Source organism: Solwaraspora sp. WMMA2101, assembly GCF_049179175.1.
GTDB lineage: Bacteria > Actinomycetota > Actinomycetes > Mycobacteriales > Micromonosporaceae > Micromonospora_E.
The window spans coordinates 6,527,651-6,551,940 of record NZ_JBMHMA010000006.1 but is presented as its reverse complement, the minus strand read 5'-3'; the positions used below and the strand labels follow the sequence as shown (position 1 = coordinate 6,551,940).

Genomic DNA, 24,290 nt, shown 5'->3' with positions numbered 1-24,290 from the left:
CGTGACCGCGACCGCTGTCGCCGCGCCGCCCACCAGGCGCCGCCGGAACGTGCGCCGCCGGGACTCGTCGTGGGGCAGCCCGCTGACCTACGCACTGGCCCTCGTGGTCGTCGGTGCGTCGATCGCGCCGATGATCTACGTGATCATCGGAGGTTTCCGGACCACGCCGCAGATCGTAGCCGACCCGGCCGCGCTGCCCGATCCATGGGTCGGCGAGAACTACGCACGGGTGCTGACCCAGAGCGGCTTCTGGCAGCAGGCGTTCAACAGCGCGGTGGTCGCCTTCGGTACGACGCTCGGGGTCGTGACGCTCGGACTCTGTGCCGCGTTCGTGCTCGCCCGGTACACGTTCCGGGGCCGGGAGCTGCTCTACACCTTCTTCACCCTCGGCCTGCTGTTTCCCGCCGGGGCGGCGATCCTGCCGCTCTACCTGATGCTGCGGGACATGGCGCTGATCAACTCCTACTTCGCGGTCATCCTGCCGCAGATCGCCTTCGCGCTACCGCTGACGATCGTGATCCTGCGTCCCTTCCTGACCGCCGTACCCAAGGAGTTGGAGGACGCCGCGGCGATCGACGGCACCGGACGACTCGGCTTCCTCTGGCGGATCATGCTGCCGCTGTCCCGGCCCGCGCTCGTCACGGTCGGGATCCTCGCGTTCGTGACAAGTTGGAACGCGTTCCTTCTGCCGTTGCTCGTCCTCGGTGACGCCGACCTGCACACCCTTCCGCTGGGCGTGCAAAACTTCTCCAGCCAGTACACCTCCGACACCGCCGGAATCCTCGCCTTCACCTCGATGGCGATGCTGCCGGCGCTGGTCTTCTTCACGATCGCCGAGAAGCAGATCGTCGGTGGCCTGCAGGGTGCCGTCAAGGGCTGAGGCACCCGCGACCGCACAACGAACGGTGTGCGTGGCGAACCGTGGCCCGCGCACGACAAGGAAAGGCAGCCAATGACTGAGGTCCGCGCGACGGTGGACGGGGTCGCACCGGGACCGGCTGGGTCGTACCTCGACCTGCCGCAGGCACGTGACCGGCGGACGGCACCGGACGGCGAGACCCGCGTCCGCGAGCTGCTCGGCCGGATGACGCTCGACGAGAAGCTCGCCCAACTGGTCGGCTTCTGGGAGAAGGGGGACGGCGAGTCCGTCGCGCCGCTGCAGGGTGAGTTCGCCGACGCCGTACGCCTGGAGGACTTCTCCCGGCACGGCCTGGGGCACCTGACCCGGGCGTACGGCACCCGGCCCGTCGACCCGGCGGCACGCGCGGCCTGGCTGTGGAAGTTCCAGTCCGATCTGGTCACCGGGACCCGGCTGGGCATCCCGGCGATCGTCCACGAGGAGTGCCTGACCGGCCTGTCGGCCTGGAAGGCGGCCACCTTCCCGACGCCGCTGGCGTGGGGGGCCGCCTTCGACCCCGACCTGGTCGCGGAGATGGCCTCGGCGATCGGTACGTCGATGCGGGCCCTCGGCGTGCACCAGGGCCTCGCCCCGGTGCTCGACGTGATCCGCGACCCGCGGTGGGGGCGGGTCGAGGAGTGCATCGCCGAGGACCCGTACCTGGTCGGCACGATCGGCACCGCGTACGTGCGCGGTCTGCAGTCGCAGGGGGTACACGCCACGCTGAAGCACTTCGTCGGATACTCCGCCTCCCGCGCCGGCCGTAACTTCGCGCCGGTGCACGCCGGTCCACGGGAGGTCGCCGACGTCCTGCTGCCGCCGTTCGAGATGGCTGTGCTCGACGGCGACGTCCGCTCCGTCATGCACTCCTACGCGGAGATCGACGGGGTGCCCGTCGCCGCCGACCCGACCCTGCTCACCGGACTGCTCCGGGACCAGTGGGGCTTCGACGGCGTGCTCGTGGCCGACTACTTCGGAGTCGCCTTCCTCCACCTGCTGCACCACGTGGCGAGCGACCACACCGAGGCGGCGGTCCAGGCCCTTGCCGCCGGGGTCGACGTCGAACTACCCACCGGCGACGCCTACCTCCGGCTGCCGGAGGCGATCCGGGCGGGCAAGGTCGACGAGGCGCTGCTCGACCAGGCCGTACTGCGGGTCCTGCGGCAGAAGCACGAACTCGGACTGCTCGACGCCACCTTCACCGACGAGCCGCCCCGGGACATCGACCTCGACTCGGCCGCGCACCGGGCGATCGCCCGCCGGCTCGCCGAGCGGTCCATCGTGCTGGTCGGCAACCAGGGCACGCTCCCGCTGGCACCGGGACGGTCGATGGCCGTGATCGGACCGAACGCCGACCTGGCCAGCGCCATGTTCGGCTGCTACTCCTTCGTCAACCACGTCCTGCCTCAGCATCCTGGCGTGGACGCCGGCATCGAGGTGCCGACGGTCCTCGACGCGGTCCGGGCGGAGTTCGGTGCCGACCAGGTGAGCTGGGCCCACGGCTGCGGGGTCGACGACGACGACCGGTCCGGCATCGCGCAGGCCGTCGCCACGGCCGCCGCCGCCAGCGTCGCCGTACTCGTCGTCGGTGACCGCGCCGGCCTGTTCGGTCGCGGCACCGTCGGCGAAGGCTGCGACACCGACGACCTGGAACTGCCCGGGGTGCAGCGCGACCTCGTCGAGGCCGTGCTGGCCACCGGGACCCCGGTGGTCCTGGTGCTGCTCACCGGACGGCCGTACGCGATCGGCTGGGCGCTCGACCGCTGCGCCGCCGTGGTGCAGGCGTTCTTCCCTGGCGAGGAGGGTGCCGGCGCGATCGCCGGTGTGCTCTCCGGACGGGTGAACCCGTCCGGGCGGCTGCCGGTCAGCCTGCCCCGGTCGGCCGGGGCGCAGCCGTACTCCTATCTGCACCCGGCGCTCGGTGAGGGCCACGAGGTGACCAACCTGGCGGTGACCCCGCCGGCGCCGTTCGGCCACGGCCTGTCCTACACCACCTTCGGCTACTCCGAGCTGACCGTGCCGGCGACGGTGCCCAGCGACGGGGAGCTGGTGGTGCGGGTTCGGGTGACCAACACCGGAACGGTCGCCGGCGACGAGGTGGTCCAGCTCTACGGCCGTGACGTGGTCGCCTCGGTGACCCGGCCGGTGGCGCAGTTGCTCGGCTACCGCCGGATCCATCTCACACCGGGCCAGGCGGTCACCGTCGAGCTGACGGTGCCGACGACCCGGCTGGCCTTCACCGACCGTACGTCGACCCGGGTGGTCGAGCCCGGTGACGTCGAGATCTGGGTGGGCACCAGCGCGGACCGGGCGGTGCAGGGACGGACCACGGTGGTCGGTCCGACCGTGCCGGTCACCACGGCGTCGCGCCGGTGGACGACCAGCACGGTGGGCTGACGCGAGGCGGCAAGGTGAGCTTTCACTGAGTGAAAGTAGGGGTCCCGGGCGGTCGGGCCACCCGGGACCATACGACCACCCCCACCGCCCACACCATCGCCGCCAGGGAGGTCCGTCGCATGCCGTTCGCACGTAACCAGTGGTACGTGGCCGCGTACAGCAACGAGGTCGGCCGGGAACTGCTCGCCCGTACCGTGCTGGGTGAGCCGCTCGTGCTGTACCGCACCGAGGCCGGGACCGCCGTGGCGCTGGCCGACCGGTGCGTGCACCGGCGGTTCCCGCTGTCGCAGAGCCGGCTCGACGGCGACACGATCGTCTGCGGCTACCACGGCTTCACCTACGACGCCGCCGGCAGCTGCGTGTTCGTCCCGGGGCAGCAACGCATCCCGCGCACCGCGCGGGTCGCCGCGTATCCGGTGGTGGAGCAGGACACCCTGATCTGGGTCTGGATCGGCGAGGACGACCCCGACCCGGCCGCGATCCCCCGCGCGCCGTGGCTGGCCGATCCCGGCTACACGGTGGTCCGTGGCATGGCGCCGCTGAACGCGCGCTACAGCCTGCTGGTCGACAACCTGATGGACCTGTCCCACGAGACCTACCTGCACGGTGGCTACATCGGCACCCCCGAGGTGGCGAACACCCCGATCACCACCACCGTCGACGACGACGCCGGCATCGTCTACGTCAGCCGGCACATGGACGACGCCGAATGCCCGCCGTTCTATGCCCGATCCACCGGCATCGAAGGCCGGATCACCCGGTGGCAGGACATCGAGTACCACCCGCCGTGCCTGTACCTGCTGCACAGCCGGATCGCCCCGCAGGGCGTGTACCCACCGGCGGAGGGTCCGGACAGTGCGGCCTTCCACGCCGAGATCGTCTACGCCATCACTCCGTCGACCGAGCACACCACGTACGACTTCTGGGCGGTGGCGCGGGACTTCGCCCTCGACGACGAATCGGTCAGCGAATACCTGTACCAGAGCAACCACACGGTGGTCATGCAGGACGTCACCGCGCTGAACACCCTGGAGCAGGTGATTGCCGCCGAACCGGAGCGGTACCAGGAACTGAGCATCAACATCGACACCGGCGGGCTCGCCGCCCGACGCCTGATCGCACGGATGATCGGGTCGGGGTCGGTGGGAGCAGCGCGGTGACCCTTCCCGACGGGCTGCCCGCCGGCGACCGGCTCTACCGGATCCACTGGCTGCCGGGCACCGACACCCTGCGGGGCACCTGCCACTGCGGCGCCGAGCGGGTCGGCGACGATCCGGTCGAGCTGTGGCAGTGGCTGCTCGACCACCCGCGTGGCCATTGGCCGGCCCGGTCGGTGCCGACGGTGCACCGGGAACCGGCCGGTGCCGTCGACCGCGGTCTGGTGGTCGGATGAGCGCCGCCGGACAGCACGGTGGGCGCACGACCACGGCCGAGCTTGCCACGACGGAGCTGGTGGTCGCCCGCCGCGAGCAGGTGGCGACGGGGGTGGTGGTGCTGACCCTGTGCCGACCCGACGGTGGTGAGGTGCCCCGCTGGTCACCCGGCGCGCACGTCGACCTGATACCGGGTCCGGGTCTGGTCCGCCCGTACTCGCTCTGCGGCGACCCGGCCGACCGGACCGGTCTGCAGATCGCGGTGCAGCTCGAACCCACCGGCCGGGGCGGCTCCCGGCAGGTCCACGACCGGCTCGTCGACGGCGCGCGGATCACGGTGCGCGGGCCCCGGAACAACTTCCCGCTGGTCGCGGCACGCCGGTACCTGTTCATCGCCGGCGGCATCGGCATCACCCCGATCCGTCCGATGATCGCCGCCGCCGACGCCGCCGGAGCCGACTGGCGGCTGGTGTACGGCGGCCGCAGCCGGGCCACGATGGCGTTCGCCGGGCAGCTGCGGCAGCGCTACGGCGACCGGGTGCTGCTACGGCCGCAGGACGAGGTGGGCCTGCTCGACCTGACCGAACTGCTGGACCGGCGCAGTGGTGCCGTCGTCTACTGCTGCGGGCCGGAGTCACTGATCGGGGCGGTGCAGCAGCGCTGCCGGGCGTGGCCGGCGGGTGACCTGCACGTCGAACGGTTCGCGCCACGAGACGACGGCGGCGGGGGCGACGACGGGGGCAGCGATCGCGGCCGCGCCGGCGACGCGCCGGCCAGCGTCGAGGTCGAGCTGGCTCTGACCGGCCGTACGGTGACCGTGCCGCCCGGTACGTCGATCCTGGAAGCGGTGGAGCAGGCCGGCGTCGCGGTGCTCTCCTCGTGCCGTGAAGGCACCTGCGGCACCTGTGAGACGACGGTCCGCGCCGGGGTTCCCGACCACCGCGACAGTCTGCTCACCGAGGAGGAACGGGCCGCGGGTGACACGATGATGATCTGTGTCTCCCGGTCCCGTACGCCCCGACTCGTACTGGAGCTGTGACCGTCGGGTCGTGCCGGACACCGTCGGGCGGCGATGATGGCGGGATGGGTACGCCACCGGGCCGGTCGGTCACCAGCAAGGTGCTGGCGCTGCTCGACGCGTTCAGCCCGGCCGAGCCGGCGTTGACGCTCAGCGAGCTGGCCCGGCGCACCGGCCTGCCGTTGCCCACCGCGCACCGGCGGGTCGCCGAGCTGGTCGCCTGGGGCGCGCTGGAGCGCGGCGCGGACGGGCGTTTCCGGATCGGCCTGCGGCTGTGGGAGCTGGGTTCACTCGCGCCGCGTGGGCTGGGGCTGCGCGAGCTGGCGCTGCCGGTGCTGGAGGACCTGTACGAGGTGACGCACGAGAACGTACAGCTCGCGGTGCGCCAGGACCTGGAACTCGTCTTCATCGAACGGATCGCCGGACGGCACGCGGTGCCGGTGCTGACCCGGGTCGGTGGCCGGTTCGCGCTGCACGCCACCGGGGTGGGTCTGGTGCTGCTGGCCCATGCGCCGGACGAGGTCCGGGAACGGGTGCTGGCCGCGCCCCTGGAGCGCTACACCCGGCTGACCATCACCGATCCGACGCGGCTGCGCCGCCACCTCGCCGAGGCGCGGCGCGTCGGGTACGCGGTGAGCGACCGCCAGGTGACGATGGACGCGCTCTCGGTCGCCGCGCCGATCTGGGGTCCGACCGGTGTGACGGCGGCGGTCTCCCTGGTGGTCGCGTACGACCGGGCCGATCCGGTGGCTCTCGCCCCGCTGGTGCAGGCGGCCGGCCGGGCGATCTCCCGTGCGCTGGCCGGACCGCAGCGCTAGGGCATCCGGTGGTGCGCGACGGTAGGGCAGGCCGGGCGTCGGCTCAGCCCGGGAAGGCCAGTAGCCGCAGGAACTCAGCCAGCCGTTGGTGCTCCTGGGGGGTCACGGCTGCCAGCAGGCCGTGTTCCACGGCGCGGGCCGACTCCCGGGCGCGGGCGAACAGGGCCCGGCCGGCGTCGGTGGCGACCAGTACGTTGGCGCGCCGGTCGGCGGGGTCGGTGTGGCGGGCCACCAGGTGACGGCGCTCCAGGTCGTCGATCACGGCGACCACCTGACTGGGATCCAGCCGGAGAAATTCGGCCAGCTCCCGTTGGGTGGGGCGGGCATCGTCGGCAGCCAGCGCGAGCACCGAGTAGGACCGGGGCTTGAGCCCGTACTCGGCAAGCGCCGCGTTCGCCGCCGCGAGCGTGATCGCGTTGGCACGGGCGAGGAGAAACACCAGGTCAGCGCCGAGCGCGCTACCCCGAAGGCCGTCGGCGCCGGCGTGCCGGGGCTTCCCGCTCGCAGGCATGGCGACGATGGTAGCAAGCAACTCCAATAATTGACATTCTCAACGGTTCATGGTCCGATCGGCTTCGACGCGAAGGAGTTCCCGATGTCTCTGGACGGCAAAGTCGCCATCGTCACCGGCTCCGGACGGGGCCTCGGCCTGGCCTACGCCCGGCAGTTGGCCCGTCAGGGCGCCAGCGTCGTGGTCAACGACGTCGACGCCGGAGCCGCCGACGAGGCGGTCGCGGCGATCGAGTCGGCCGGCGGACGCGCCGTCGCGCTGGTCGCACCGGTCGGTCCCACCGAGACCGCGCAGGCCCTGGTCGCCAGCGCGGTCGACAGTTTCGGCCGGCTCGACATCGTGGTGACCAACGCCGGCGTGCTCCGGGACACGGTGCTCTGGAAGATGAGCGACGAGGATTTCGACACCGTCGTCGACGTCCATCTGCGCGGCACCTTCACCATGGTGCGCGAGGCCGTACGACACATGCGGCAGGCCGGCGAGGGTGGCCGGATCATCTGCGTCGGCTCGCCCACCGGGCAGCGGGGCAACTTCGGGCAGACCAACTACGCCGCCGCCAAGGCGGGCATCGTCGGCATGGTGCGGACCTGGGCGCTGGAGTTGAAGCGGGCCGGGATCACCGCCAACACCGTGGTGCCGGTCGCGGCGACCGCGATGACGGCGACCGTGCCCTACTTCGCCGCAGCGGTCGAGGCCGAGGCGAAGGGTGCGCCGGTGCCGGCGTTCTTCCGGCACGATCTCGGCTTCGGCACCGCTGACGACGTCGCTGGTCTCGTCGCCTTCCTCGGCTCCGACGCCGCCGCCGGGATCACCGGACAGGTGATCGGCGTGGGCGGCGACCGGATCCAGATCTGGACCCACCCGGAGGCCGCTGCGACCGCGTACCGCGAGGGCGGCTGGACCTACGAGGCGCTGGTCGCCGGCTGGTCGACCGAGTTCGCCGACGCGCTGCAGAGCGTCGGTGAGCGGTTCCCGGAGCTGCCCGAGGAGTTCCGCCCCGCCGGGTCCTGAGCCCGCCGGGTCCTGAGCCCGCCGTCTCCTGATCCGTCGGCCGGAGGTCCGCGCCATGTACCAGCCAGCGATCGACATCGACGCGATCACCGCGATCGACGTCCACGTGCACATCGAGGTCGACGACCACGGCCACTCGTCGCTGCCGGCACCGCTCGAGGCCGCCGCGTCGAAATACTTCCGCACCGACGGCCCCCGGCCGGCGATCGAGGCCGTGGCGCGGTACTACCGCGAACGTCGGATGGCGGCCGTCGTGTTCACCGTGGACGCGCGTACCCAGCTGCGGCATCCGCCGTTGTCCAGCACCGAGATCGCCCGGGCCGCCGCCGACCACGCCGACGTGCTCATCCCGTTCGGCTCGGTCGATCCGCGCACCGGCGAGGCGGCCCTGGAGGCCGCGGCCCGACTCGTCGAGGACGAGGGGGTACGCGGCTTCAAGTTCCATCCGACGGTGCAGGGCTTCGACCCCGGCGACGAGCAGTACGCGCCGTTGTGGGCCCTGATCGCCAGGGCCGGGGTGCCGGCCCTGTTCCACACCGGGCAGACCGGCATCGGGGCCGGGCTGCCCGGCGGCTACGGTCTGCGGCTCGGGTTGTCCAATCCGATGCGACTCGATCCGATCGCCGCCGACTTCCCGGACCTGCAGATCATCATGGCCCACCCGTCGGTGCCCTGGCAGGACGAGGCGCTGTCGGTGGCGACGCACAAGCCGAACACCTGGATCGACCTGTCCGGTTGGAGCCCGAAGTACTTCCCCGCCGAGCTGGTGCGCTACGCCAACTCGATCCTCAAACACCGGGTGCTGTTCGGCACCGACTACCCGTTGCTCACCCCGGACCGCTGGCTGCGGGACGTCGAGACCACCGATCTCAAACCCGACGTGCTCCCCGGCATCGTCAAGCACAACGCCGCCCGTCTCCTGCGTCTGACCGAGTGAGGACGCAGGCGACGGGTGAGGAAAGGAACAGACGCCATGTCAACGACCATCACCTACGATCAGCTGCCCGGGCTGGCCGGCACCGACCTGGGGTACACCGAGTACCGGACGGTCACCCAGGACCAGATCAACCTGTTCGCCGACGCCACCGACGACCATCAGTGGATCCACGTCGACCCGCAGCGGGCCAAGGACGGGCCGTTCGGTACGCCGATCGCGCACGGCTTCCTCAGCCTGTCGCTGACCGTGCCGTTCTGGACGAAGCTCCTTGACGTCCAGGGAGTGTCGACGAAGGTCAACTACGGCCTCGACAAGGTGCGGTTCCCCGCCCCGGTCGCGGTCGGCTCCCGGATCCGCATGCGTGCCGTGGTCGTCGAGGTCACCGAGGTCCGGGGCGGCTACCAACTGACCGTCGACCAGACCATCGAGATCGACGGCGGCACCAAGCCGGCGGTCGCGGCGCGGGGGCTGTACCGCTTCCACGCCTGACCAGGAGATCGGGTTCCTGCACGACCGGGAGAATCTGATGCACCAGCACGGGATCGGCACCTGGTTGACCAAGCGCCGCCGCATGTCACCCGACCGGACCGCCCTCGTCCACGGCGAGGGGTCGACCATGACGTACCGGCAGTTCGTCGACGGCGCGGACCGGGTCGCGGCGGCGCTGCGCCACCTCGGCGTCGGCACCGGCGACAGCGTCGCCTACCTCGGGGAGAACAGCCCGGACTTTCTCCAGGTGATGTTCGGGGCCGCGCGGCTGGGCGCGGTGTTCGTCCCGGTCAACACCCGCCTCGCGCCGCCGGAGATCACGCACGTGCTCACCGACAGCGGTGCCCGGGTCCTGATCCACGACCCCGACTTCGCGGCCCGGGTCGCTGCCGCCACCGGTGGGGCGGCGGCGCCACGGATCGTCGTCACCGGCCTCGGCAGTGCGCAGCAGCCCGGACTGGCCCGACTGATGGAAGAGGTCGAGGCCGACGAGGCAGGCGAGGTCGCCGCACGCCAGGTGGGCATGGACGACCCGGCCGCGATCATCTACACGTCGGGTACCACCGGCCGGGCCAAGGGCGCGACGCTGACCCACGGCAACCTGACCTGGGTCGCGCTCAACTGCATCGTCGACTACGACGTGGTCTCCACGGACGTCGCGTTGATGATCTCGCCGCTGTTCCACGTCGCCTCCCTGGGCATGGGGGCGTTGCCGGTGATCCTCAAGGGCGGGACGCTCGTGCTGGAGAAGGGCTTCGAACCGGGCCGGGCGCTGGCCCAGATCGAACGGTACGGCGTGACGATGCTCAGCGGCGTGCCGACCACGTACCAGATGATGGCCGAGCATCCGAACTGGTCGTCCACCGACCTGTCGTCGTTGACGAAACTCACCTGCGGCGGGTCGGCGGTGCCGGTGCGGATCCTCGACGCGTACGAGCAGCGGGGGTTGTCGTTCTCGCAGGGTTACGGCATGACCGAGGCCTCGCCGGGGGCAACCGCGCTGCCACCGGCGATGACCCGCGCGAAGCAGGGCAGCGTCGGCCTGCCGCACTTCTTCACCGACGTGCGGATCGCCAGCGGCGACGGTACGCCGGTGCCGGCCGGCGCCATCGGCGAGATCGAGATCGCCGGGCCGAACGTGTTCCCCGGCTACCACCGGCTGCCGGAGGCGACGGCGGCGGCGTTCACCTCGGACGGCTGGTTGCGGTCCGGGGACCTCGGCTACCTGGACGACGACGGTTACCTGTACATCGCGGGCCGGCTCAAGGACATGATCATCTCAGGCGGCGAGAACATCTACCCGCCAGAGCTCGAGCTGCTGCTCAGCGAGGTCGACGGGGTGACGGGGGCGGCCGTGATCGGCGTACCTGACCCCCGCTGGGGCGAGGTGCCCTGGGCGATCGTGACGGTCCGCGAGGGTGCCAGCGTCGACCTCGGGACGGTACGCGAATTCCTCGACGGCCGGATCGCCCGCTACAAGATGCCGAAGAACCTGGTCATCGTGGACGAGCTGCCGAGGACCGCCTCGGGGAAGGTGCGGAAGGCCGAGCTGCGGGCCCGGTTCGCCGGCTGACTCCGTCGACCCCTCCGACGAGCGCGGCGAACTCCGCGGCCGACGGAGCGGCCAGCTGTCCGTGCATTCGACGGTAGACCTGTGTCGACCGGGTGGCGGGCCACTGTGCGTCCATGAACTGCCGGGGCAGCCGGGGGTCGGCCCGCAGCAACGCGAGCCAGTCCGCCACGAGCATCGTCCGTACGGACAACGCACTGGTCGCCTGTGTCGCCGCCGCCGGGTCGTCCCAGACGTCGATGAACGCGAGGTGCTCCCGGCGGATCGATTCGATGTCCCAGGCGGCCCGGACGCTGTCGGCGATCGGGAACTCGCCGAGCTCCCGGGCGTGGAAGGCGACGACGGTGCCGGCCGGCAGGTCCCGGCGCAGCGGCTCCAGCGAGCCGGCCAGGTCGACCTCGCCGGGGGCCAGCCACAGCCCGTCGCGCAACGGCGCGAACCCTTCCCAGGTCAACGTCGACCGCAGTCGATGGCGCAGGGTCCGTTGGCCCTCCGGGATGGTGAACGTGACCAGCGTCCACCCGGGGCCCTGCGGATCGAACGGCCGCGGACCACGGACCCGGTCGGTCGCCTCGCGCAGCACCGCCGCTCCGTGCCCGGTGAGCGAGAAGCGGATCTCCCTGCCCTGCCGGCTGCGGGCAAGGACGCCGGTCTGCACGAGCCGGTCGAGGGTGGCCCGGGTCGCCGGGGCGGCGACGCCGGCACCTTCGAGAACGCCGATCAGCACACTCGCGCGGATCGGACCGGGGTCGTCGTCGACGACGTGCTCCCCGAAGAAGGCGAGCAGCAACTGTTTCGGTTGTCGACTACGCACGGCTCCCCCTCGGGCGGCACTGGTCCGACGGTACGGTCAGGCGGTGGCGGTCTCCCCCCGCTTGGCCCGCTGGATCTGTCCGTAGATCTGCGTCCGCAGTTGGGTGAACCGAGGTAGCGCCCGGGTGGTGATCTGATCGCGCTCGGCCGGAAGGTCGATCGCGAGGTCCTCCTGCACCCAGGTCGGCGACTTCGACAACACGAGCACCCGCTCGCCCAGATAGACCGACTCGTCGATGTCGTGGGTGACGAAGACGATCGAGATCTTGCGGTCGGTGTGCAGCTGCCGTACCAGATCCTCCAGGTCCGCCCGGGTCTGGGCGTCGACCGCAGCGAACGGCTCGTCCATGATCAGCACTTCCGGGTGGTACGCGACGGCCCGGGCGATCGCCACCCGCTGCTGCATGCCGCCGGACAGTTGCCAGGGGTGGCTGCGGGCCGCGTGGCCCAGACCCACCGCCTCGAGGGCGTCGGTGACGAGTTTGCCCCGTTGGCTGCGGGAGAGCCGCTTGTGCCGCAGCGGCAGCTCGACGTTGCCCCGGACCGTCAGCCAGGGGTAGAGGCTGCGACCGTACTCCTGGAAGACGACGGCCATCGCGGGGCTCGGGCCGGTGACCGGGGCCCCGTCCATCTCGATGCGTCCGCTGGTGGGACGCAGCAGACCGGCCAGGCACTTCAGCAGGGTCGTCTTGCCGCAGCCCGACGGCCCCACGATGCAGACGAGTTCGCCGGCGTGCATCGTGAAGCTGATGTCGCCGATCGCCTCGACGTCGCCGTTCGCCGACTCGTAGACCTTGCGCAGGTGTTCCACCCGCAGCAGGACGCTCCGCTCAGGCACGATTGATCTCCCTTGCTCCGTGGTACCAGCGCAGCACGCGCCGCTCGACGACACCGAAGGTGACCGCGAGCAGGACACCGACGAGGCCGAGCAGCAGGATGCCGCTCCACATCTCGGCGATGAGGTAGTTGCGTTGGAAGTAGGCGATCCGGTAGCCGAGTCCGGCGGAGGACGCGAACATCTCCGAGATCACCATCAGGATGAGCGCGACCGACAGCCCTTGGCGCACGCCGGCCATGATGCGCGGGCTGGCCGCCGGCAGCACCAGGAACCACAGCCGCTCCCACCAGGTGATCTGGAACGAGTCTGCGGTCTCGGACATGACCGAGTCGGTTGCGCGGACACCGTCGATCGTGTTCAGCAGGATCGGCCAGAGCGCCCCGGAGACGATCACCACCACCCGCATCGTGTCGGTGATGCCCAGCAGCAGCATCACGACCGGGATCAGCACCGGCGGCGGGATCGCCCGGAAGAACTCCAGCAGCGGTTCGAGTAGTTCCCGCAGCCACCGGAACAGGCCGATGAGCGTACCGGCGGCGATGCCGAGCACGATCGAGGCGACGATCCCCAGGGCCAGCCGGTACAGGCTCGGCAGCACGTCGGAGACGAACGCGGGACCGACCCAGGTGGCGACGAACGCGTCGAGGATCGGCACCGGCCCGGGGAAGAACCGGTTCGACGACGACGTCGACGCCAGCCCCCAGACGACCAGCAGCAGGAAGGGCAGGCCGAAGGAGTAGAGCAGATTCTCGACGATCCGCCGGGCGGCGGAGGGCCGCCGACGCGGTCGGCGGGCGGCCCCGTCGGCGGGTACGGCTGACGCGGTCACTGGACCTCCTCTCCGCGTACCGACTGGTGCCAGGAGAGCGAGCGCCGCTCGATGAACCGGAAGACCAGGTTGACGCCGAGCCCGAGCAGCCCGGTCACCACGACGAAGGCGTAGAGCCCGACGGCGTCGCCGGCGGAGCGGGACAACTCGATCATGCGGCCGAGTCCGGGGTTGCCGATCACCATCTCGGCCGTGATGGCCAGGATGAGCGCGACCGCGGCGGCCAGCCGGACACCGGTCATCAGATACGGCAGGGCGGTCGGTAGCACCAGGTAGAACAACCGCTCACGGTGGGTCAGGTCGAAGCTGCGCGCGGTGTCGCGAGCGACCGTGTCGACGTCGGCGACGCCGTAGATCACCTGCACGAACACCTGCCAGAACGACGCGTAGATGATGATCACGAGGGCCGCCTGCAGCTGAATGCCGAACAGCAGCACGGCCAGCGGGATGAGCGCGACCGACGGGATCGGGCGCAGGAACTCGACCATCGTGTGGGTGGCCCTGCGCAGGGCCGGCACCAGACCGACGAGCGTGCCCAGAGCGACAGCGGCCACGGTCGCTACTCCCAGCCCGATCGCCCAGGCGGTCATGGTGGACCCGAGCCGCCGCCAGAAGGCGAGGTCACGAAACTCTTCGGCGAGTCGTGCGACTACGTCCGTGACATACGGCAGGTACTGCGAATTCACCAGGCCGAGCGTCGGGATCAGCTGCCAGACGACGAGGAACCCGGTCAGTCCGACGACGCCCAGCACCGCCTTGCGCAGTGAACGGGGACGTCGGATGGACAGAACGTGCATGTTGCTCCCTGGTCGGGGGTCCCGCCCGCAGCGTGCCGGTGGCCGCGGGCGGGCGGGACCGCACCGCTACTGCTGCTGGATGAGGCGGTCGAAGTCCGGCTGCTGCTCCAGGACGCCGTACTCGCCCGCGAGGGTCGCGAGCGTCTCCAGGCTCGCCCGGTCGAGCTCCCAGCCGAACTCCGGCAGCCGCACCGAGTCGGCGACCGCCTCGGGCAGCTCCAGGTTGTCCTTGATCGCCTGGCGCACTGCCGCCTCGTTGGCGGAGTCCTGCGCCCACTGCAGCGTCTGCTCCATCGCGGTGGAGAAGTCGGCGATCAGATCGGCGTCGGACTCGAGGCGCTCGGCGGTGGTGATCGTCGTCAGGGTGGCGAGTCCGGGGATGACCGCCTGATAGGGCTCCACGACGAGGACGTCGCCCCGACCGCGCAGCTGGGTGACGAACGGCTCCGGCACCCAGGCGGCGTCGATGTTGTTCGCTTCCAACTGGGCGGGGACGTCGGGGAAGGCGACCTCGACGAACTGGATGGCGGTCGGGTCGCCGCCGTCCTGCTCCACCGCAGCCATGATCGTCACGTCGCCGGCGGCACCGAGGCTGTTGACGGCCACCCGGCGGCCAGCGAGCTCGGCGGGCCGGGTGATGCCGGACTGCGCCGACGCCACGACCGCGTTGATGTCGTCGCCGTCGGCGTAGGAGGAGGCGTAGTTGCCGATCATCACGACGCCGAGATCCTGCAGATCGGCGCGGAACGGACCGAACGGCTGGCCGATGGCGAAGTCGATGTCTCCGTTGATCAGGGCGGGAATCGCCTGTGCGCCGCCCTGTGCGGGCAGCACCTCGACCGCGAGACCGTGCTCGGCGAAGATGCCGGCCTCGATACCGCCCCAGAGCGCGGCGGTCTCCGTGATCGGTAGCGCCGCGACGCGGACCTGACGCAGGTCGTCGTCGGCCTGGTCGGTCGGGGGCGCGTCAGAATCGGTGCAGGCGGTAAGGGCGAACGCGACGGTGGCGATCAACCCGAGGGTGAGGGTCTTCTTCATTGACGAGGCCCTTCCGGGACGGAGGTCGTGGGGTGCGTCAATCCAGGCGGGTGCACCCGGGGCGCAGGTGCGGCTCGGTGTGAGCGTGGTCACCCCGCCGTCCGGCCATGGTCAACCACCGGCACACCCAATGTCAACAATTTCTCGTCGCCCGTCACGAAACGATTGAATATCGCTGTGGGACGACAGCCCGTGACGGACGCGGCGACAGCCGGCGGCGCCGGACCGGTGGACCCGGCCCGGCGCCGCCGGAGGTAGGCGGATCAGCTCAACGGCTCGATCCAGATGTTGCGGTACTGCACGGCGTTCTGGTGGTCCTGCAACCTGATGGATCCGGTGGCCGGCCCCTCGGGGATGTTGCCGCCGGTCGGACCGGTGATGGCGACATCGTCGTGGACGGTCACGCCGTTCCAGACCAGCGTCACCCGGGCATCCTCGGTCTTGGTACCGGCACCGTCGTAACGGGCGGCCCGGTAGGTGATGTCGTACGTCTGCCAGGTGTCCGCCGGCCGCGCGGCGTTGACGTCCGGCGCCTTCTGCAGGTAGATCGCACCTGCCTCGTTGGTGTCCAGGGTCGGGTCACCGTACGAGTCGAGGATCTGGATCTCGTAGCGTTCCTGCAGGTAGACACCGCTGTTTCCGCGGTTCTGCCCGGTCACGTCGGCCGGCAGCTGCGGCACCTTGAACTCGACGTGCAACCGGAAGTCGCCGAACGCCTGGCGGGTACGCAGATCGCCGCAGCAGACCTCCATCGACCCGTCGGCCAGTCGCGGCCAGCTCGCCGAACGCCCGTCGGTGTGCTGCCACTCCGCCAGGTCGCCACCGTCGAACAGCACGATCCGTTCGCCGGGCTGACGCACGGTCACCAGGTCCAGGTTGACGTGTCCGGTGTCGCCGGTCTCCACCCGGTACTGGATGGCGTTGACACCCTTGCGCAACGTCAGCAGCTCGGACTTGGTCGCCCACTCCTTCCAGGTGACGGTGGACGGCAGGACCGTCTGGCGTACCTTCTCGCCGTTGACGTAGATGCTGACGGTCTTGTCGCCGGAGAACGGGTTGGGACCGTTGCTGTAGCGCAGCCCCACCTCGTACTCGCCGTTGCGCTTCACGTCGACGTGTACGGTCGTCGCGGCGTTGAGGTCCCCGAACCCGGCGACGAAGCCGACCCCGGAGAAGCCGGCGTGCTCGGTGTCGACCCGGGCGCTGCCCTGGCGGCGGCCCTCCTCGGCCTCGTAGAAGACCCGGTCGGGCTGGACACCGGGGATGGCGTTGAGGGTGTACCAGGCCTCGGTGCTCCACAGCTGCTCGCCGTTGGACGCGGTGAACGACCGGGGCGAGCGCAGATGCACCACGCGGCCCTGCTGGAGCCCGTCGATGGTCAGCCAGACCGTCCGCCGGTCGTTGGAGACCTTGACCCCACTGACCCGCAGCGACTCCTCGTCGACCTTCGGGCCTCCGTAGGTCGGGGTCGGCGCGTAGCGCCACTGCTCGACCTGGTAGCGCCCGGCGATGTCCTGAATGGTCGCCGTGGACAGCGGCCGGGTGTACTCGATCTTGAAGCCGTTCGGGGTGGCGCTCATCGACTTCATGTCGAACGTACGGTTGTCGTTCGGGGTGAGCTTCTGCAGGCCGTACCGCAGCTTGCCGGGCTGGCCCCAGTTGCCGTCGGCGCCGAGCCCACCGACGTAGATGGCACCGTCCGGGCCGAGGGTGACCCGGTTGACGCCGGCCTCCAGGCCCTGGGTGTGCCGGAACACCGCGCCCTGGTACTGGTCCTTGACCTTCTCCAGGTACGCCCGCTGCAGCCCACCGTAGGTGACGTCGCCGATCAGGAACTGCCCCCGGTACGGGCCCTTCTTGAGCAGCACCGGGGTGCTGGGCGAGTTGGCGATCTCGTTCTGCGGCAGCCAGAGCGCGGGCTGGGTCACCGGGTTGGCGTCGTACGGCCCGGCCGGGTTGGTGTAGTGGTTGAAGAACTGGTCGGGTTGGATATGGACCAACTTGCTGGCCGGCAGGTAGCCGCCCTGGTTGTCGGTGACGAACAGCTCGTTGTCCGGCCCCCAGCCGATGCCGTTGGGGGTACGCAGCCCACCGGCGACGTAGCTGACCTTGCCGGTACGTCGGTTCACCACGACACTGGTCCCCCGGTTGGCCACCGGCTGCGGGTTGGTGGTCGCGCCGCCGTAGTCGATCGCCACCGACAGGTTCAGGTAGAAGTTGCCGCCCTTGTAGAGCAGCCCGAAGGCGAACTCGTGGAAGTTTCCGCCGTACGGCCAGCTGGCGACCGTCCGCAGTTCGTCGGCGACGTCGTCGCCGTTGGTGTCGCGCAGCTCGGTGAGCTCGTGCTTCTGCGAGACGTAGATCATGCCGTCGACGACGGCCACGCCCATCGGCTCGTTGAGGCCACTGGCGACCCGCTTGTAGGTCACCTCGTCCGGGCCGCTGTCCCCGGTGACGTTCTCGACGATGTAGACCTCGCCGCTGAACTGTTCGCTGCCGCCCCAGGTGGCGATGACCAGCCGACCGTCGGCGGTCCAGGCCATTCCGGAGACCTGTGGTTGGAAGCCGTCCGGGCGCAGGTCGGTCAGGGTGTAGTCGGGGTGCACCCCGTCCAGCGGAAGCCCGTCGCCGGGAGTGTCGGTGACCCCCTGGCACTCCTTGCGGCCGGGCGCGGTCACCCGGACCACGCCGGCGTCGGTGCTCAGCACGGAGCTGGGCACGACGACGAAGTCCGCCGCGCCCGGTGGCTGCCACGCCAGGGTGAGCTGCTGGCCGCCGCCGGCCTCGAAGTACTCGACCCGCAGCGCGTGGTGTCCCTCGGTCAGGGTGACCGCGCCGTCCATGGAGGTGGCACCGTGCAGCCCGTCGTGGTCGACCACCACCGCGTCGTCGATGTAGAGCCGGGAGCCGTCGTCGCTGGTCAGCCGGAAGGTGTAGGTCCCCGCGGTGGCGATGTGCAGGTTGGCGAGCGCGTGCGTGACGAAGTTGTCCTCGAAGCCGAAGTCGGCGGCGGTGGACCAGTCGACGACCGGCATCAGCTTGTCGACGTTGGGGGTCTGGCCAGGCTTGAGAGTACAGATCTCCGACAGCGGTACCCGCACGTCGTAGGTACGCAGCGTCACGCCTGGTTCCTGCGGTGGCAGGTCGGTGCTCTGGGCGGCGGCCGGCGACGCGCCGACGGTGGCCAACGAACCGAGCATGACCGCGGCGGCGGCGAACGTGACTGGTCGACGGAATCGTGGTGGGTGTGGAGACATTCCTCCCCCTTCGGCGGTGCGGGTGGGTGCCGGTCGGAACCATCACCGAGGTGTGCTGCTCGGCGGACGCGATGATCTCGATCACGACTGCGGCACATCATGAGCCACATTCGCTCGGGTAGCAAGATCTTCCGATGGAAATACTCGAACTTTTGAACGTTAGGTCGAAAGATCCACCAGTGGCGGCTGAAGGCCAGCCTGGAACCCGGCGCCGAGGGCCGCCGGCAGACCAGTGTCGAGTCCGGCCGGTCGGCTCCGACTACCCATCGGAAGCGCCAACCGGCGAACTACTACCGCAGGGGCAACACACCATGACTCGACAGATCGTCGCTCGACACGATTGGCTCACCGCACGCAAGGAACTGCTGGCCAAGGAGGAGGAGGCCGCCCGGATGTGGGCGGCGGTGGCCGAGCAGCGTCGACAGCTACCGGCGGTGAAGATCGAAAAGGAGTACGTCTTCGACGGCCCGACCGGCACGGCGACCCTGCTGGACCTGTTCGACGGCCGGCGGCAACTGATCACGTACCACTTCATGTTCGACCCGGCCTGGGACGAAGGCTGCAAGCACTGTTCCTTCCTCGCCGACAACATCGGCCACCTGTCTCACCTGCACTCCCGGGACACCACGCTCGTCCTCGTGTCCCGGGCCCCGGCCACGAAGATCGCCGCGTTCCGCGAGCGGATGGGCTGGTCCGTGCCGTGGTACTCGTCGTACGGCAGCTCCTTCAACTACGACTTCCACGTCACGCTCGACGAGTCGGTGGCACCGGTGACGTACAACTTCAAGGACAAGGCGACGCTCAAGGCCGACGGCGAGGTCTGGTTCACCCAGGGTGAGCAGGGCGGGGTCAGCGTGTTCCTGCGCGACGGTGACACCGTGCTGCACACCTACTCCGCTTACGCACACAGCACCGACCTGCTGCACGGCACCTACAACTACCTCGACCTGACCGCGCTCGGCCGACAGGACGCGCCCGGTCGTCCCTGGCTGCGCCACCACGACCGGTACGACGGGAACGGAGCGGCCTGATGCCCCGGTGCAGTGTGATCATTCCGACCTACAACCGACGGCGGTTGCTCGAGTACACCTTGACGTCACTGACCCGCCAGTCGCTGCCCCGCGACGAGTTCGAGGTGCTGGTCGTCGACGACGGATCCGCCGACGGCACCGGTGAGATGGTGCAGGGCTTCGCCGACCGGTTCGACCTACGCTACTTCTTCCAGGCCGACACCGGGTCGCGGGCGGCCGCCGCCCGCAACCTGGGCATCACCGAGGCGCGGTCGGACATCTGCGTCTTCCTCGACGACGGGGTCATCGCCCACTCAGGATGTCTACGGGCGCACGTCGACACCCACGAGGCCCACGCCGGGCCGGTCGCCGTGATCGGGTACGCCTACTGCCTGCTGCTGCACGAACGCGAGTCCGGACGGATGAACCGGACGTTGGACTACGCCGACGCCGACGGATCGATCGCACTGGTCCGCGAGCGTGGGCTGTGGCCGGACATCCGGGAGGACTTCTACGCCAAGTACGGCGACGACTTCGGTGACCTGCCCGCCCCCTGGGTCGTCTACTTCACCTGCAACACCTCCGCGAACACCGACCAGGTACGGGCGGTCGGCATGTTCGACGAGTCGTTCGAGGGCTGGGGTGGTGAGGACCTCGACCTGGGCTACCGGCTGCACCGGGCCGGCGCTCGGATCGTGCTGAACCGGGACGCCGCCAGCCTGCACGTGCCGCATCCGCTGGCCTCGCGGGCACGGGAGGCGGCGAACTACCGCTACATGGTCGAAAAGTACGGTACCCCCATCATGTCGTTGATGCCCGGTTTCTCCACCCTGGAGGTTCACCCGCTCAACATCAACGACATCATCCGGGAGCGCGGCCTGCCCAGCTGCGCCGAGTACGAATTGCAGCGCCGATGATCAGCCGGGACCGGGTCACGGAGCGATGGAACATCGTCCGGCTGGCACCGCGGGCCGGGATCGCCCCGGTGACGCTGCTCGCCGCGATCTACCTGGTACTCGGCCTGCTGCCGGTGGCGTTCATCGTCGCCACCAGCGTCGTGATCGGCCGGGTGCCGCAGGCGGTCACCGACGGGCTGGGTTCGCCGGCCTGGGACGCGCTGGTCACGGTGTTCCTGATCGCCGCCGCGGCCTTCGTGGGCCAGCAGATCCTCGCCCCGGTGGCCACCTCACTGGGAACGTTGGTGTCGCGCCGCATCGACGGCCACGTCTTCGACGAGTTGATGGCCGCGTCACTGCGCGGCACCGGGGTCGCCGCGCTCGAGAACCAACAGGTGCTCAACCACCTGCGCACCGCCGCGCGCGAGTTGGAGTTCGGCTTCCAGAGTCCCGGTCAGGCGGTGCCCGGGCTGCTGGCGCTCATCGCCCGCTACACCCAGCTCACCGGCTACGCGGTGCTGGTCGGAATGCACTTCTCCTGGCTGGCGGCGATCGGCCTGGGCAGCGCCGTGCTGCTGTTCCGGTACGGGCAGCGAGGTGGACTGCGCAAGTACGCGCAGGTCCGGTTCGACCTGGCCACCCCGGAGCGCAAGGTCGACTACGTCCGGCAGTTGGCCACCGGCAGTGCGGCCGGCAAGGAGATCCGCATCTTCGGGCTGGTCGGATGGCTGCAGCAGACCCTGCGGGAGGCGTACCTCGGGCTGTTGCGACCGGTGTGGGCGGCCCGACGACGCATCTACCTGTGGCCGTTCATCGGCTTCGCGTCCTGGGGCCTGCTGGTGAGCACGGCGGTGTTCGCCGCCCTGGGCAGCACCGCCGAAGCCGCCGCTCTGACGACGTTCGTGCTGGTCATGCAGGCGATCCTGGGCATGTTACGGCTCAGCGAGTACTACCCGGAGGCGGACGCGGCCACCGCGATCGGCATGCACGCCTACGAGGCGGTCCGGCGCTTCGCGGCCCACGCGGACAGCGTGACCCGGGAATCCACCGACGACCGCGGCGACGCGCGCGGTGGACCGGGCACGACTTCCACCGCGCCGACGGCGGCCACCGCCGTGCCTCGACCGGAGTCGCAGATCTGGTTCGACGACGTCAGCTTCCACTATCCGGGTCAGGACCGACCGGTGCTCAACCGGCTGAACCTGACCATCCCGGTCGGCCAGTGCACCGCCATCGTCGGGCTCAACGGTGCCGGCAAGACCACCCTGGTCAAGCTTCTCGCCCGGCTGTACGAGCCGACCTCGGGTCGGATCTACCTCGACGGGGTCGACATCGCGAACTATCCGGTCGACCAGTGGCGGGCCCGCCTTGGGGTGATCTTCCAGGACTTCGCCCGGTACGAGGCGTCAGCCGCCGACAACATCGTCTTCGGCGCGGTCCACGCCCGGCACGACACCGCCGGTGTCCGGGCCGCCGCCGAGGCCGTCGGCCTCGGATCGACGCTGGAGGGCCTGCCCGCCGGAATGGACACGCCGCTGGCCCGGCACCTCACCGGCGGGGTCGACCTGTCCGGCGGGCAATGGCAGCGGGTCGCGTTGGCCCGCGCGCTGTTCGCCCTGCGCCACGGTGCGTCGATCGTCGTGCTCGACGAACCGACGGCCAGTCTCGACGTACGGGCCGAGGCCCGCTTCTTCGACGAGTTCGCCGGGTTGACCCAGCAGGCGACGACACTGCTGATCTCACACCGGTTCTCCAGCGTGCGCCGGGCCGACCGGATCGTGGTGATCGCCGACGGCGTCGTCATCGAACAGGGCGGACACGACGAACTCATGGCGCTGGGCGGGCAGTACGCGCGGTTGTTCCGGTTGCAGGCCGACCGGTTCGTGGATCCGGCGGAGGTGGTCGCATGATCGGCGTACTGCGGGTCAGTGCCCGGATCCTGGCCACCTCCTGGCGTCTGGACCGCCGCAAGACGTTCGTCTCGGTGGTACTGATGCTCGCCGGTGCCGCGGCGGCACCGATGCTGGCGGTGGTGCTGGGAGTGATGACCAACGCGGTGGTCACCGGCCGGACGGCGGACGCGACCGTCGCCGGGGTCGCCGCCGCCGCTCTGGTCATCGCCAGTCTGACCTTTTCGCACTTCGCGCACGTGGCCTACTTCGAACTGTCCGAACTGGCCGAGCTCGACTTCGACGAGCAACTGCTCCGGTTGTCCAACGGATCCGTACTGATCGACCATCACGAGCAGCCGGACCAGGCCGACGCGCTCACCGTACTGCAGCAGGAGAGCCGGCAGTTCCGCACCAGCCTGGAGTCACTGATGAACGGGCTGGGGCTGAGTCTGGCGATCGTACTGACCGGCATCCTGCTCGCCTGGGTCAATCCGGTCCTGCTGCTGCTGCCACTGGCAGCGGTCCCGCCGCTGGTGGCCGGGCGGATCGCCGAACGGATCCGGGACGCCTCGCGGACCGCGACCGCCGAACCCACCCGGGTCGCCCTCAACCTGTTCCACCTGGCCACGTCCGCCACCCACGCGGGCGAGCTGCGGGTGTTCCGGCTCGCCGGTGAGCTGCGGGACCGGCACGCCCGGCTGTGGGACAGCGCCACCCGGCGGTTGTGGCGGGCCCACTTGACCGGTACGGCGGTGCAGGCCGCCGGGCAGCTCATCTTCGCGCTCGGCTACGTCGGCGCGGTGCTGCTGGTGGTGCGGGACGCGATCACCGGGCAACGGGCCATCGGTGACATCGTCCTGGTGATCGTCTTGGCGGTCGCGGTCAACCAACAGGTCACCATGGCGGTGACCCTGCTGCAGGATCTGCAACGGATGGCCAGCGCCTACCGGCGACTGGCCGACTTCCGGGCAACCGTCGACGCCGCCGACCGGCACCGGCCCGTGTCCGGGTCGGCTCCGACCGACGACCTGCCGGCACCGGTGCCTGCGCAGTCGGCGCTGGTCACGCAGCCCGCGCCGACGCAACGGTTGACGCGTGGCATCGAGTTCGCCGACGTCAGTTTCAGTTACCCCGGCACCGACGTGCCGGTGCTGCGCGACGTGCGGCTGACCCTGCCGGCGGGTGCCCGGGTGGCGATCGTCGGCGAGAACGGTGCCGGCAAGACCAGCCTCATCAAGTTGCTGTGCGGCTTCTACCGGCCGACCGGTGGGCGGATCCTCGTCGACGGGGTCGACCTCGCGGCCATGGACACGCCGCAGTGGTGGGAGCGGATCTCGGTCGGCTTCCAGGACTTCGCCCGCTACGAGTTCGACCTGCAGCATGCCGTCGGCCTCGGGGACCTGCCACAGGCGGACTCCCCCGAGGCGGTGCACGACGCACTGGTCCGGGCACAGGCCCGCAGCGTACTGACGCACCTGCCGGACGGGCTGCGTACCCAGCTCGGCAAGAGCTACGCCGACGGCGCGGAACTGTCCGGCGGACAGTGGCAACGGCTCGCGCTGGGTCGGGCGATGATGCGTCGGCAGCCCCTGCTGCTGGTGCTCGACGAGCCGGCGTCGGCGATGGACCCGGCCGCCGAACACGCGCTGTTCGAACGGTACGCCGATCAGGCGGTCCGGGTGGCGGAGGCGTCGGGGGCGATCACGGTGTTCGTCTCGCACCGCTTCTCGACCGTCCGGATGGCCGACCTGATCGTGGTCCTGCGTGACGGCCGGGTCGCCGAGGTCGGCACGCACAGCGCACTGCTGGCCGACAGCGGACTGTACGCGGAGCTGTTCACGCTGCAGGCCGAGGCCTACCGGTAGGGCGGCCGGTCGGCCGCCCGCGCCGGACGCGGG

Annotated in this window: 21 protein-coding genes; 14 read left to right on the top strand and 7 right to left on the bottom strand. The window is 70.4% G+C overall.

What is annotated here, in order from left to right; all coding sequences use genetic code 11:
* Position 1: 1 nt before the first annotated feature.
* From ACN28F_RS30755 to ACN28F_RS30730, 6 genes are all read left to right on the top strand, one after another.
* Positions 2-880, top strand: coding sequence for a carbohydrate ABC transporter permease (locus ACN28F_RS30755; RefSeq protein WP_421360981.1), 879 nt, complete (start codon positions 2-4; stop codon positions 878-880).
* A gap of 72 nt (positions 881-952) precedes the next feature.
* Positions 953-3,295: a glycoside hydrolase family 3 N-terminal domain-containing protein gene (locus ACN28F_RS30750; RefSeq protein WP_421360979.1), complete on the top strand. Its 2,343-nt coding sequence runs from the start codon at positions 953-955 to the stop codon at positions 3,293-3,295.
* Positions 3,296-3,414: 119 nt separating this feature from the next.
* A complete protein-coding gene (locus ACN28F_RS30745) occupies positions 3,415-4,455 on the top strand; it encodes a Rieske 2Fe-2S domain-containing protein (protein ID WP_421360977.1) in 1,041 nt (346 codons plus the stop codon).
* Positions 4,452-4,688, top strand: coding sequence for a hypothetical protein (locus tag ACN28F_RS30740; protein WP_289205931.1), 237 nt, complete (start codon positions 4,452-4,454; stop codon positions 4,686-4,688). The genes ACN28F_RS30745 and ACN28F_RS30740 overlap by 4 nt, the downstream gene beginning before the upstream one ends.
* Positions 4,685-5,707 (top strand): PDR/VanB family oxidoreductase, encoded by a 1,023-nt coding sequence (locus ACN28F_RS30735; RefSeq protein WP_289205930.1) that lies wholly within the window; start codon positions 4,685-4,687, stop codon positions 5,705-5,707. The genes ACN28F_RS30740 and ACN28F_RS30735 overlap by 4 nt, the downstream gene beginning before the upstream one ends.
* Before the next feature lie 44 nt (positions 5,708-5,751).
* Entirely contained in the window at positions 5,752-6,504 is a 753-nt protein-coding gene (locus ACN28F_RS30730; protein ID WP_421360975.1) for an IclR family transcriptional regulator, read from the top strand.
* Between the two features lie 43 nt (positions 6,505-6,547).
* Here the strand turns inward: ACN28F_RS30730 and ACN28F_RS30725 are convergent, their stop codons facing one another.
* Positions 6,548-7,015 (bottom strand): MarR family winged helix-turn-helix transcriptional regulator, encoded by a 468-nt coding sequence (locus ACN28F_RS30725; protein WP_421360973.1) that lies wholly within the window; start codon positions 7,013-7,015, stop codon positions 6,548-6,550.
* 84 nt (positions 7,016-7,099) lie between these two features.
* Between ACN28F_RS30725 and ACN28F_RS30720 the strand changes: the two genes are divergently transcribed.
* Genes ACN28F_RS30720 through ACN28F_RS30705 form a run of 4 tightly spaced genes read left to right on the top strand, consistent with a single transcriptional unit; the run spans position 7,100 to position 11,025 of the window.
* Positions 7,100-8,026, top strand: a complete 927-nt coding sequence (locus ACN28F_RS30720; protein WP_289205927.1) for an SDR family oxidoreductase — start codon at positions 7,100-7,102, stop codon at positions 8,024-8,026.
* A gap of 55 nt (positions 8,027-8,081) precedes the next feature.
* A complete protein-coding gene (locus ACN28F_RS30715) occupies positions 8,082-8,963 on the top strand; it encodes an amidohydrolase family protein (RefSeq protein ID WP_421360971.1) in 882 nt (293 codons plus the stop codon).
* A gap of 36 nt (positions 8,964-8,999) precedes the next feature.
* Complete coding sequence (locus ACN28F_RS30710) at positions 9,000-9,452, top strand: MaoC family dehydratase (RefSeq protein ID WP_289205925.1); 453 nt, start codon at positions 9,000-9,002, stop codon at positions 9,450-9,452.
* A gap of 37 nt (positions 9,453-9,489) precedes the next feature.
* Positions 9,490-11,025 (top strand): acyl-CoA synthetase, encoded by a 1,536-nt coding sequence (locus ACN28F_RS30705; RefSeq protein WP_289205924.1) that lies wholly within the window; start codon positions 9,490-9,492, stop codon positions 11,023-11,025.
* Here ACN28F_RS30705 and ACN28F_RS30700 read toward each other — a convergent pair.
* The 6 genes from ACN28F_RS30700 to ACN28F_RS30675 all read right to left on the bottom strand — a co-directional run bounded on the left by ACN28F_RS30700 (position 10,949) and on the right by ACN28F_RS30675 (position 18,594).
* Positions 10,949-11,836: a PaaX family transcriptional regulator C-terminal domain-containing protein gene (locus tag ACN28F_RS30700; protein ID WP_289205923.1), complete on the bottom strand. Its 888-nt coding sequence runs from the start codon at positions 11,834-11,836 to the stop codon at positions 10,949-10,951. The genes ACN28F_RS30705 and ACN28F_RS30700 overlap by 77 nt on opposite strands.
* A gap of 36 nt (positions 11,837-11,872) precedes the next feature.
* Entirely contained in the window at positions 11,873-12,673 is an 801-nt protein-coding gene (locus ACN28F_RS30695; RefSeq protein ID WP_289205922.1) for an ABC transporter ATP-binding protein, read from the bottom strand.
* Complete coding sequence (locus tag ACN28F_RS30690) at positions 12,666-13,502, bottom strand: ABC transporter permease (protein ID WP_421360968.1); 837 nt, start codon at positions 13,500-13,502, stop codon at positions 12,666-12,668. The genes ACN28F_RS30695 and ACN28F_RS30690 overlap by 8 nt, the downstream gene beginning before the upstream one ends.
* Positions 13,499-14,299, bottom strand: coding sequence for an ABC transporter permease (locus tag ACN28F_RS30685; RefSeq protein WP_289205920.1), 801 nt, complete (start codon positions 14,297-14,299; stop codon positions 13,499-13,501). Before ACN28F_RS30685 ends, ACN28F_RS30690 begins: the two co-directional genes overlap by 4 nt.
* A 66-nt stretch (positions 14,300-14,365) precedes the next feature.
* Positions 14,366-15,337 (bottom strand): ABC transporter substrate-binding protein, encoded by a 972-nt coding sequence (locus ACN28F_RS30680; protein WP_289205919.1) that lies wholly within the window; start codon positions 15,335-15,337, stop codon positions 14,366-14,368.
* 263 nt (positions 15,338-15,600) lie between these two features.
* A complete protein-coding gene (locus ACN28F_RS30675) occupies positions 15,601-18,594 on the bottom strand; it encodes a family 16 glycoside hydrolase (RefSeq protein ID WP_421360966.1) in 2,994 nt (997 codons plus the stop codon).
* Positions 18,595-18,905: 311 nt separating this feature from the next.
* On the opposite strand from ACN28F_RS30675, the gene ACN28F_RS30670 reads away from it, so the two are divergent.
* The 4 genes from ACN28F_RS30670 to ACN28F_RS30655 are packed head-to-tail and all read left to right on the top strand — an operon-like array spanning position 18,906 to position 24,257.
* Positions 18,906-19,625, top strand: a complete 720-nt coding sequence (locus ACN28F_RS30670) for a DUF899 domain-containing protein (protein WP_421360965.1) — start codon at positions 18,906-18,908, stop codon at positions 19,623-19,625.
* Positions 19,625-20,521, top strand: coding sequence for a glycosyltransferase (locus ACN28F_RS30665; protein ID WP_289205916.1), 897 nt, complete (start codon positions 19,625-19,627; stop codon positions 20,519-20,521). Before ACN28F_RS30670 ends, ACN28F_RS30665 begins: the two co-directional genes overlap by 1 nt.
* Positions 20,518-22,410 carry an ABC transporter ATP-binding protein gene (locus ACN28F_RS30660; RefSeq protein ID WP_289205915.1) on the top strand — a complete coding sequence of 631 codons (1,893 nt, stop codon included), beginning with the start codon at positions 20,518-20,520 and terminating at the stop codon, positions 22,408-22,410. Before ACN28F_RS30665 ends, ACN28F_RS30660 begins: the two co-directional genes overlap by 4 nt.
* Positions 22,407-24,257 carry an ABC transporter ATP-binding protein gene (locus ACN28F_RS30655; RefSeq protein WP_289205914.1) on the top strand — a complete coding sequence of 617 codons (1,851 nt, stop codon included), beginning with the start codon at positions 22,407-22,409 and terminating at the stop codon, positions 24,255-24,257. The genes ACN28F_RS30660 and ACN28F_RS30655 overlap by 4 nt, the downstream gene beginning before the upstream one ends.
* Positions 24,258-24,290 lie beyond the last annotated feature (33 nt).

Coding starts and splice junctions, on each gene's coding strand:
- ACN28F_RS30730 (WP_421360975.1), top strand. CDS start 5,752: ATGGGTACGCCACCGGGCCGGTCGGTCACCAGCAAGGTGCTGGCGCTG.
- ACN28F_RS30705 (WP_289205924.1), top strand. CDS start 9,490: ATGCACCAGCACGGGATCGGCACCTGGTTGACCAAGCGCCGCCGCATG.
- ACN28F_RS30675 (WP_421360966.1), bottom strand. CDS start 18,594: ATGTCTCCACACCCACCACGATTCCGTCGACCAGTCACGTTCGCCGCC.
- ACN28F_RS30670 (WP_421360965.1), top strand. CDS start 18,906: ATGACTCGACAGATCGTCGCTCGACACGATTGGCTCACCGCACGCAAG.
- ACN28F_RS30655 (WP_289205914.1), top strand. CDS start 22,407: ATGATCGGCGTACTGCGGGTCAGTGCCCGGATCCTGGCCACCTCCTGG.
- ACN28F_RS30660 (WP_289205915.1), top strand. CDS start 20,518: ATGATCAGCCGGGACCGGGTCACGGAGCGATGGAACATCGTCCGGCTG.
- ACN28F_RS30745 (WP_421360977.1), top strand. CDS start 3,415: ATGCCGTTCGCACGTAACCAGTGGTACGTGGCCGCGTACAGCAACGAG.
- ACN28F_RS30685 (WP_289205920.1), bottom strand. CDS start 14,299: ATGCACGTTCTGTCCATCCGACGTCCCCGTTCACTGCGCAAGGCGGTG.
- ACN28F_RS30725 (WP_421360973.1), bottom strand. CDS start 7,015: ATGCCTGCGAGCGGGAAGCCCCGGCACGCCGGCGCCGACGGCCTTCGG.
- ACN28F_RS30665 (WP_289205916.1), top strand. CDS start 19,625: ATGCCCCGGTGCAGTGTGATCATTCCGACCTACAACCGACGGCGGTTG.
- ACN28F_RS30715 (WP_421360971.1), top strand. CDS start 8,082: ATGTACCAGCCAGCGATCGACATCGACGCGATCACCGCGATCGACGTC.
- ACN28F_RS30720 (WP_289205927.1), top strand. CDS start 7,100: ATGTCTCTGGACGGCAAAGTCGCCATCGTCACCGGCTCCGGACGGGGC.
- ACN28F_RS30735 (WP_289205930.1), top strand. CDS start 4,685: ATGAGCGCCGCCGGACAGCACGGTGGGCGCACGACCACGGCCGAGCTT.
- ACN28F_RS30680 (WP_289205919.1), bottom strand. CDS start 15,337: ATGAAGAAGACCCTCACCCTCGGGTTGATCGCCACCGTCGCGTTCGCC.
- ACN28F_RS30750 (WP_421360979.1), top strand. CDS start 953: ATGACTGAGGTCCGCGCGACGGTGGACGGGGTCGCACCGGGACCGGCT.
- ACN28F_RS30710 (WP_289205925.1), top strand. CDS start 9,000: ATGTCAACGACCATCACCTACGATCAGCTGCCCGGGCTGGCCGGCACC.